The sequence below is a fragment of the Paraburkholderia lacunae genome (assembly GCF_003353175.1).
In the GTDB taxonomy this organism is placed as follows: Bacteria; Pseudomonadota; Gammaproteobacteria; order Burkholderiales; family Burkholderiaceae; genus Paraburkholderia; species Paraburkholderia lacunae.
On sequence record NZ_QHKS01000051.1, the window covers coordinates 20,848 to 27,975 of the forward strand.

Genomic DNA, 7,128 nt, shown 5'->3' on the forward strand with positions numbered 1-7,128 from the left:
AGCCGGCGCTCAATGCGAAGCGCCGGCCTTCTTCAAAGGAATACCCGTAGGGTGCGGATTGGCGTCGTTGGTGTCTTCGGGAAGCAGGTTGCCATCATCGAGCCCCGCGTCGGCGCGTGCCGTGTCGGGGTAGCGCTCAGGATAGAGGTGGCGCTGCGCGATCTGCGTGTCGAAGGTGCCGGACCACCTTGCGACGACCACCGTTGCAAGGCTGTTGCCGATCGTGTTGCAAGTGGCGATCGCCATCGACATGAAGCGGTAGACACCGAAGATGACTGCCAGGCCTTCGACCGGAAGAATGCCGGTCGACGTGACGGTCGCTGCAAATACCACGAATGATCCGCCCGAAACCGTCGCGGCTCCTTTGGAGGTCAGCAACATCAGCAGCAACAAGCCGATCTGGTGCTCGAACGTGATCGGCACGTTGTACGCGTGAGCGATGAACAATACGCCCATCGACATGAAGATCGATGTGCCGTCCAGGTTGAACGCGTACCCGGTAGGCAGCACGAGCCCCACTGTCTGCTTCGCGCAGCCGAGTCGTTCGAGCTTGATCAGCAGGCGCGGCAGCGCGCTTTCCGACGAAGCCGTACCGAGCACGATAAGTATCTCGTCCTTGATGTAGCGCATGAATCGCCACATGCTGAATCCGGCCAGCTTCGCAATGATGCCCATGACGACAACGATGAACAGGATGATGACCGCGTAGAAACTCAGCACGAGCTGAGCGAGCGCAACGAGGACGGCGGTCCCGTTGCTGCCTACTGCGTAAGCAACGGCGCCGAAAGTGCCGAGCGGCGCCAGTTTCATCACCAGGTTGATGAACGAGAACAGGACTTCTGAAATCAGATCGAGCCCCGCGTTGATCCGCACGCGCCGGCCTTCGGGTATCGCAAGAATGCCGATGCCGACCATGACCGCGAGCACCACGACCTGCAGCAGCTCTCCCTTTGCAAAGGCGCCGATGAAGTTGTCAGGCACGAGGTGCATGACGAACTCGTTGAAGCCTTGCGGCGCCGCCTTGGCCGCGATGACGGGCATGGCGCCGGCCGCCACGGCAGTCATGCCCTTGCCGGTCTGCAGAAGATTTCCTGCCAGCAGGCCCACTGCGAGTGCGATAGTCGACACCACCTCGAAGTAGACGATCGAGCGCCAACCGACCCGCCCCGCACTTCTGACGTCGCCTGCCGAAGCAATGCCGTGCACGATGGTGAGAAACACCAGCGGTGCAACGCCCGCCTTGATGAGCGCAAGAAAGATATCGCCGAGCAGCTTGAGTTGCGCGCCGAATTTCGGAAAGATCAGTCCGACTGCGATGCCCAATACGAGCGACACCAGAACCTGCATGCCCAGCTTGCGGTACCAGGGCCGCCTCGCCGGCGGTGCGCTCGACTCGTTATGTGACGCGCTGTCGTTATTCATGATGTGTGCTCCTCCACGTCCTGCGTTCAGATCGCGCCAGACAGTTCGATGGCCCGGTCGACCATTTGCGGCGCGAGGCCCAGATAGTTCGCGGGGTCCGTCATGCGATCGAGCGCGTCACGGTCGAAGTGTTGCGTCACCTCGGGCAGTGCCGCCAAAGCCTCGGCGAGCGTGCCGCCGTGCTCGTTCACCGTACGGCAGGCGTCATACACGATGTCGTGCGCCTGCTGGCGGCCCGTGAACGGAGCCATTTGCATCATCACTGCCTCGGCGACGATGAGCCCTTTGCTGATGCCCAGGTTGTGTTTCATGCGTTCGGTATCGACGATCAGCCCGCCGAGTGCGAACTTCGCCTGATGCAGCGCGCCCGAGGTCAGGATGAAGCTCTCCGGAATGGCGATCCACTCGGCGTGCCAAGGGCCGGTCGCGCGCTCGAAGTCCTGAACCATCGCGTCGACCATCAGACCGGCATGCTGCCGCACCGCTTTCGCGGCCGCGAGCATCAGTTCGCTGGAAATCGGATTGCGTTTTTGCGGCATCGTGCTGCTTGCGCCACGCCCCTTGACGAACGGCTCGTACACTTCGGCGAACTCCGTCGACGCCAGGATCATGATGTCGAGCGCGATCTTGCCGAGCGAGCCGGTGACGAGCGCGAGCAGGTTGACCGCTTCGGCAAAACCGTCGCGCGCAACGTGCCACGTCGTGGCCGGCACGCCGAGGTTCAGTTCTTCGGCCAGTGCCTTCTGTACCGCGAGGCCTTGTTCGCCCAAAGAAGCCAGCGTGCCTGCGGCCCCGGCGAATTCGACCACTGCCACCCGTGCGCGCAGTTCCGCAAGCCGCTGCTGATGGCGATCGAACATCGCAAGCCAGATCGCCGCCTTGTAGCCGAAGGTGACCGGCAGCGCCTGCTGCAGATGCGTGCGCCCTGCCATCGGCGTATCCCGGTGTTTCCTCGCAAGACCGGCGAGGATGGCTCGCAGCTCGCGAATGTCGCCGTCGACCGACTCCAGAGCATCGCGTACCTGCAGCGCCACCGCGCTGTCCATGATGTCCTGCGTTGTCGCCCCCCAATGCACATAGCGACCCGCCTCCCCGCACATACCGACGAGTTGATGCACGAGCGGCAAGATCGGATAGCCGACGATGTCCGTTTCCTCTCGCATGTGGTCGAAATCGATGCGATCGATCTTCGACTCCCGCGCGATCAGTTCCGCGGCGTCGGCCGGAATGACGCCGAGGCGCGCCTGCGCCTTCGCCAGCGCCACCTCGACGTCGATATAGCGCTGCACGAGCGCGTAGTCGGAAAACAGCGCGCGCATTTTTGCCGTGCCAAAGGCATCGCGAAAAAGGATGGAATCGACCACGGTGCTGGAAAGGGGAAACGTGCGGCTCGTCATGATGACCTTTGGGAAAGCGCGATAAGGGAAAGGCGGAATTGAAATCGGGACAGTTCAAACTCCGCACCTAAGGTAATATGTCCGGACATATTGAAGTTAATATGTTCGAACATATAGATCAAGCTATGATTAACCCTGGCGCACCCGAAACGAACGTTTTGCACAGAAGATGAACAGACCGCATTTCGCCGACATCGCACGCGAGCTGACCCAAGCCATCGCGTCAGGCCGCTTCCCGGTTGGGTCATACCTGCCGACCGAACTTGAACTGCGCGACCAGTACAAGACCAGCCGGCACACCGTGCGCGCCGCGCTACATGAACTTCAGCAGCTTGGCTTCGTGTCCCGGCGCAAGAATGCGGGGACGCGCGTCGAGTCGGCGCAGCCGAAAAACGACTTCCGGGCTTCGCTTGCGTCGATAGACGATCTGGTTCAGTTCGGCTCCGAGCACCTGCGTGTGGTGCAGTCGAGCGAGGAGATCCCGGCGGTCGGCAAGCTCGCCGATGTCTTGCGCTGCGAGCAAGGTACGCGCTGGCTGCGCGTGTCGAGCCTGCGCGTCGATCGCGACAGGAAGCAGCCGCCGGTCGGCTGGACCGATGTCTATATCGACCCGGCTTACCTCGATATCGCCGAGACGGCCCGGGCCGAGCCGGACACGCTGATCAGTTCGCTCATCGAGGCTCGCTACGGCCGATGCGTCGCGGAGATACAGCAGAACGTGCAGGCGGTGAACGTCTCGCCGGAGATGGCCGCGAGGTTGCAGGTGGAGGCAGGCACCGCGGCGCTGGAAATTGTGCGTCGGTACCTCGATTCGTCAGGCGTCGCATTCGAGGTGTCGATTAGCATCCACCCTGCCGAACGGTTTTCCGTATCGATGAGATTGAGGCGCTCCGAGACATGACAGGCGCGCGAGCGCAACGCGATCCTTCAATGCTCAGCGCGCCACGCGCTCAATGCGCAGCGCCGGGACCGAGAGCCCATGCCTGCGGGTGGCACTCGAACGATACCGTGGCGCTATGCTGCTCGAGATGGGTCACGCCGCTTGTCGCTTCCGATTTGATCGCGGGCTGCATCCCCTTCTGCTTGCAGTAGCTGGCCGCCGCCGACACCGCCTTCTCGTGCGCGTGCGCCCATGCCAGGCTCGTGCCGCTCGCCTGCGCCGTCACCATGTAGACGTCGGGTTTGTCGCTCGCCACCACGTCGGTCACCGACGCACACCCAGTGGCAACGCCTGCCGCAATCAGGGCAACAGCTGAACAGGACAGGAAGCTTCGCTTCACATTCGCGCGAATCGCTACAAGAACACGCGATGCGGTGAACCGGGAGCCGCGAGGCTTCTTCTGCGTAAAGAGGTGCGAGATAAAGAGGTGCGGGATAGACATAGGGGTAAGCCGCCGATACTTCGCGCGATCACCGGGTTGCATCGGAAGTACAGGACGAATCGGGTAAAACGTCCAGCGAATTATCGGCTATTCCGCGCGAATGATCATTGGCGGATTCGCGAACGCAGTTTCCCGCTTTTCGCTACAATTTCCCGTAGTCCGCTGGAAGAAGCGCAATCAGGTGTTCCCGGCGGTCCAGAGCGCACTCACGAGCATGAGCGTACGACATCGCATGACAGCGCGAGGCGCGCGGAATCTGGATCAAGCCGTTCGTTGCGCAGAACACGGGATGCCCAATTTTTTGCTATTATCGGCAACTGCATTCAGAGTCGGAATCACACCGACGCCAACCTGCCCCTCCCGGGCAAGGTGGAAGCCTTCTTTTAAGGCAATGCGGCCGATGGTCGGCAACGAAGCGGGAGCGGCATAGCTTGCACCGGTTCGATTCATCCCTTTCCGGAGTCGCTATGCATCACGAAACGTCTTACCCATCTTCCTCAACCGGCGCCGGTGGTGCCGAGGACGATTTCGAACACTGCCTGCCGGGTTTTCAATTGACCCACATCCTGAACGTCGTATCCGGTCCCGATCTGGACATCGTCGACCAGATTCTGGACTGCATAAAAGAGGAGCAAGGTTCCGTCGCCAACTGGACGATAGTACGCAGAGGAGATCTGCTGGATCAGCGAATCAGCTTGCAAGGTACCAGCGAACTCCGGGTCCGAACCGTGCGCGAACAGCTGTTGCGGCTCGATAAAGGACTCCGGATTCGTCTTGAACATCAGTTCAACCGGCAACAGCCCCCGAACGTGGAGTCGTCCGCATGCCGATGAGCGCCGAAGAGAGTGCCTCGCCCGCTACTCGTTACCTCGTCCGCGAGCAGTTCGCTGGGATCACGAGCGCCCGGGCACTCAAGGCAAGGATAGTGCATTCTCTCCTCTGCAATTGGGCCTATTGAGACAGTGTTCGAATGCCTCGCTCCCGTCGATATAGGCGAGGCCAATTCAGCGCATGGCGTTTCACGCCCGCCATTGATTCGTGTCAGTATTGCGGCTCAGTGATGCGTCCGAGGCAATGGAGCGCAGTGGGCTTTGTTTAATGTAATGATGAAATGCAAGTTCGGACATTCAAAATCGATGTGGGCATTGCTAGAATCTGCGGCTCCCGAAAGTGCCGCTCTTCGGCCGGGCTGCGGCAGTTCGAGCGCAAGCCCGGTTTCATGCGGAGCCTCTGATCACGCGGTGGAAACCGGAAAGTAGGCCGATAAGAGAAGGTGAATCAACTCCTCTTCAGGCTTTCAATTCCGTTTGTTTTATTTCAAACATTACAGTATTGAAACCATGCCGCTTGTTGCGGCGTACTGAAGCGAAAAACATCGAACGAAAAGATATGCAGGCGAAGCCGAAGACCATGCGGATTTGCGTTTCTTATGAAAACTCCTTGAGTCGCTTGCCGTCGGCTGTGCGGCGGGCTGCCAGGAGTAGCGGACAATGACGGCCCTTTCGCTGTCGGCTTGCCAGTGGCTGCTGATGACTGTGTGTTGTTTCGCCATGATTTACGGCGTATTCGCCGCTCTGGCGACACCCATGTTTCGCACAGCACGAACCGAGGACGAACCCACCAGCACGCGAGGACAGGCCCCTGCCGTCAGCGTGCTGAAGCCGCTCTGCGGTGCGGAACCTCGGCTGTATGAAAACCTCGCGACGTTTTGCCAGCAGACTCATCCGTGTTTCCAGCTTTTATTCGGCGTGTCGTCGCCGAACGATCCAGCGATCGCCGTCGTTCGGCGTTTGCAGGCTGCGTATCCGCAGGTCGATATCGAGCTTGCGATCAATGCAAGCGTGCACGGCAGCAACCTCAAGGTCAGCAACCTGATCAATATGGCCGGGCTGGCGCGGCACGACATCATCGTGATTGCCGATAGCGACATCGCTGTCGAACCGGACTACCTGACAACGGTGTCGGCACCGCTGGCCGATCCGGAGGTGGGTGTCGTGACCTGCCTTTATCGCGCGCAGGGTGTCGGCGGTTTCTGGCCGCGCGTCGGCGCGCTCTTTATCAACGAATGGTTCGCGCCTTCGGTACGTGTCGCCCACGCGGGCGGCTCGCGCCGCTTCGGCTTTGGCGCGACTCTGGTGCTGCGTTGCGCGACCCTCGCGCGGATCGGCGGATTCGCGGCAATCAAGGACTCGCTGGCGGACGACTACTGGCTCGCCGAACATGTCCGCGAACTGGGCCTTCGCACGGTCCTGTCCGAGGTGACGGTGGCCACCGACGTGATCGAACCCACGTTCGCGACATTGTGGCAGCGCGAAACACGCTGGTTGCGCACGATCCGGTCAGTCAACCGGTTTGGCTTCGCGAGCCTCTTCATCACGTTCACGACACCGTGGCTGATCGCCGGCGCGCTGCTTGGGCTTTATTTCCAGACGGGCGCGGAGGCCGGCTTGCACCCGCTCGCGGCCAAGGCGACGGTGATCGGTACAATCGTGAGCGCGCTGGCGCGCGTGCTGTTGCATGCGCGCAGTGCGCGCCACTCGCGCTCCTTCTGGCGCGACCTGCCGCTTGTCCCGCTGCGCGATATCCTGCTGCTCGCACAATGGCTGGCCGCGGCATTCGGCTCGAACGTGATGTGGCGCGGCGAGCGCGTACCAGTGGATAATCGCGTCACGCGGCCCCGCCCGAGGATCATGAAAGCATCCGACGGCAGATAGGCATTCAGGTACGAACCGGCACGCGATCGGGCCGGTTCGGCATCATTCACACATTCAATCTTTGCATCCAAAGCTGATAGGCTGAGCATTCATGAAAACCCTGTTCTTGCAGGCGCCGTCGTACGACGGTTTCGATGGTGGCGCGGGTTCGCGCTATCAGGCCAAGCGTGAAATCCGCTCGTTCTGGTATCCGACGTGGCTCGCGCAGCCCGC

General features: G+C 61.1%; 6 protein-coding genes and 1 riboswitch. Of the genes, 2 read left to right on the forward strand and 4 right to left on the reverse strand.

The genetic code is table 11. The features are described from left to right. Positions 1-9 precede the first annotated feature (9 nt). On the reverse strand, positions 10-1,422 hold the full coding sequence (locus tag DLM46_RS37120; RefSeq protein ID WP_115109661.1) for a cation:dicarboxylate symporter family transporter: 1,413 nt from the start codon (positions 1,420-1,422) through the stop codon (positions 10-12). A gap of 26 nt (positions 1,423-1,448) precedes the next feature. Further along, a complete protein-coding gene (locus DLM46_RS37125; RefSeq protein WP_115109663.1) occupies positions 1,449-2,819 on the reverse strand; it encodes a class-II fumarase/aspartase family protein in 1,371 nt (456 codons plus the stop codon). A 169-nt stretch (positions 2,820-2,988) separates the two neighbouring features. On the opposite strand from DLM46_RS37125, the gene DLM46_RS37130 reads away from it, so the two are divergent. Next, entirely contained in the window at positions 2,989-3,720 is a 732-nt protein-coding gene (locus DLM46_RS37130) for a GntR family transcriptional regulator (RefSeq protein ID WP_115109666.1), read from the forward strand. A 49-nt stretch (positions 3,721-3,769) separates the two neighbouring features. Here the strand turns inward: DLM46_RS37130 and DLM46_RS37135 are convergent, their stop codons facing one another. Beyond that, a complete protein-coding gene (locus DLM46_RS37135) occupies positions 3,770-4,201 on the reverse strand; it encodes a hypothetical protein (RefSeq protein ID WP_244306523.1) in 432 nt (143 codons plus the stop codon). Positions 4,202-4,515: 314 nt separating this feature from the next. Continuing rightward, positions 4,516-4,626, forward strand: a riboswitch (SAM-I-IV-variant riboswitch). Positions 4,627-4,698: 72 nt separating this feature from the next. Further along, a complete protein-coding gene (locus DLM46_RS37140) occupies positions 4,699-4,998 on the reverse strand; it encodes a hypothetical protein (RefSeq protein WP_115109670.1) in 300 nt (99 codons plus the stop codon). A 693-nt stretch (positions 4,999-5,691) separates the two neighbouring features. Here DLM46_RS37140 and hpnI point away from each other — a divergent pair. Next, on the forward strand, positions 5,692-6,915 hold the full coding sequence (gene hpnI / locus DLM46_RS37145) for a bacteriohopanetetrol glucosamine biosynthesis glycosyltransferase HpnI (RefSeq protein WP_115109672.1): 1,224 nt from the start codon (positions 5,692-5,694) through the stop codon (positions 6,913-6,915). Positions 6,916-7,128: the final 213 nt, after the last annotated feature.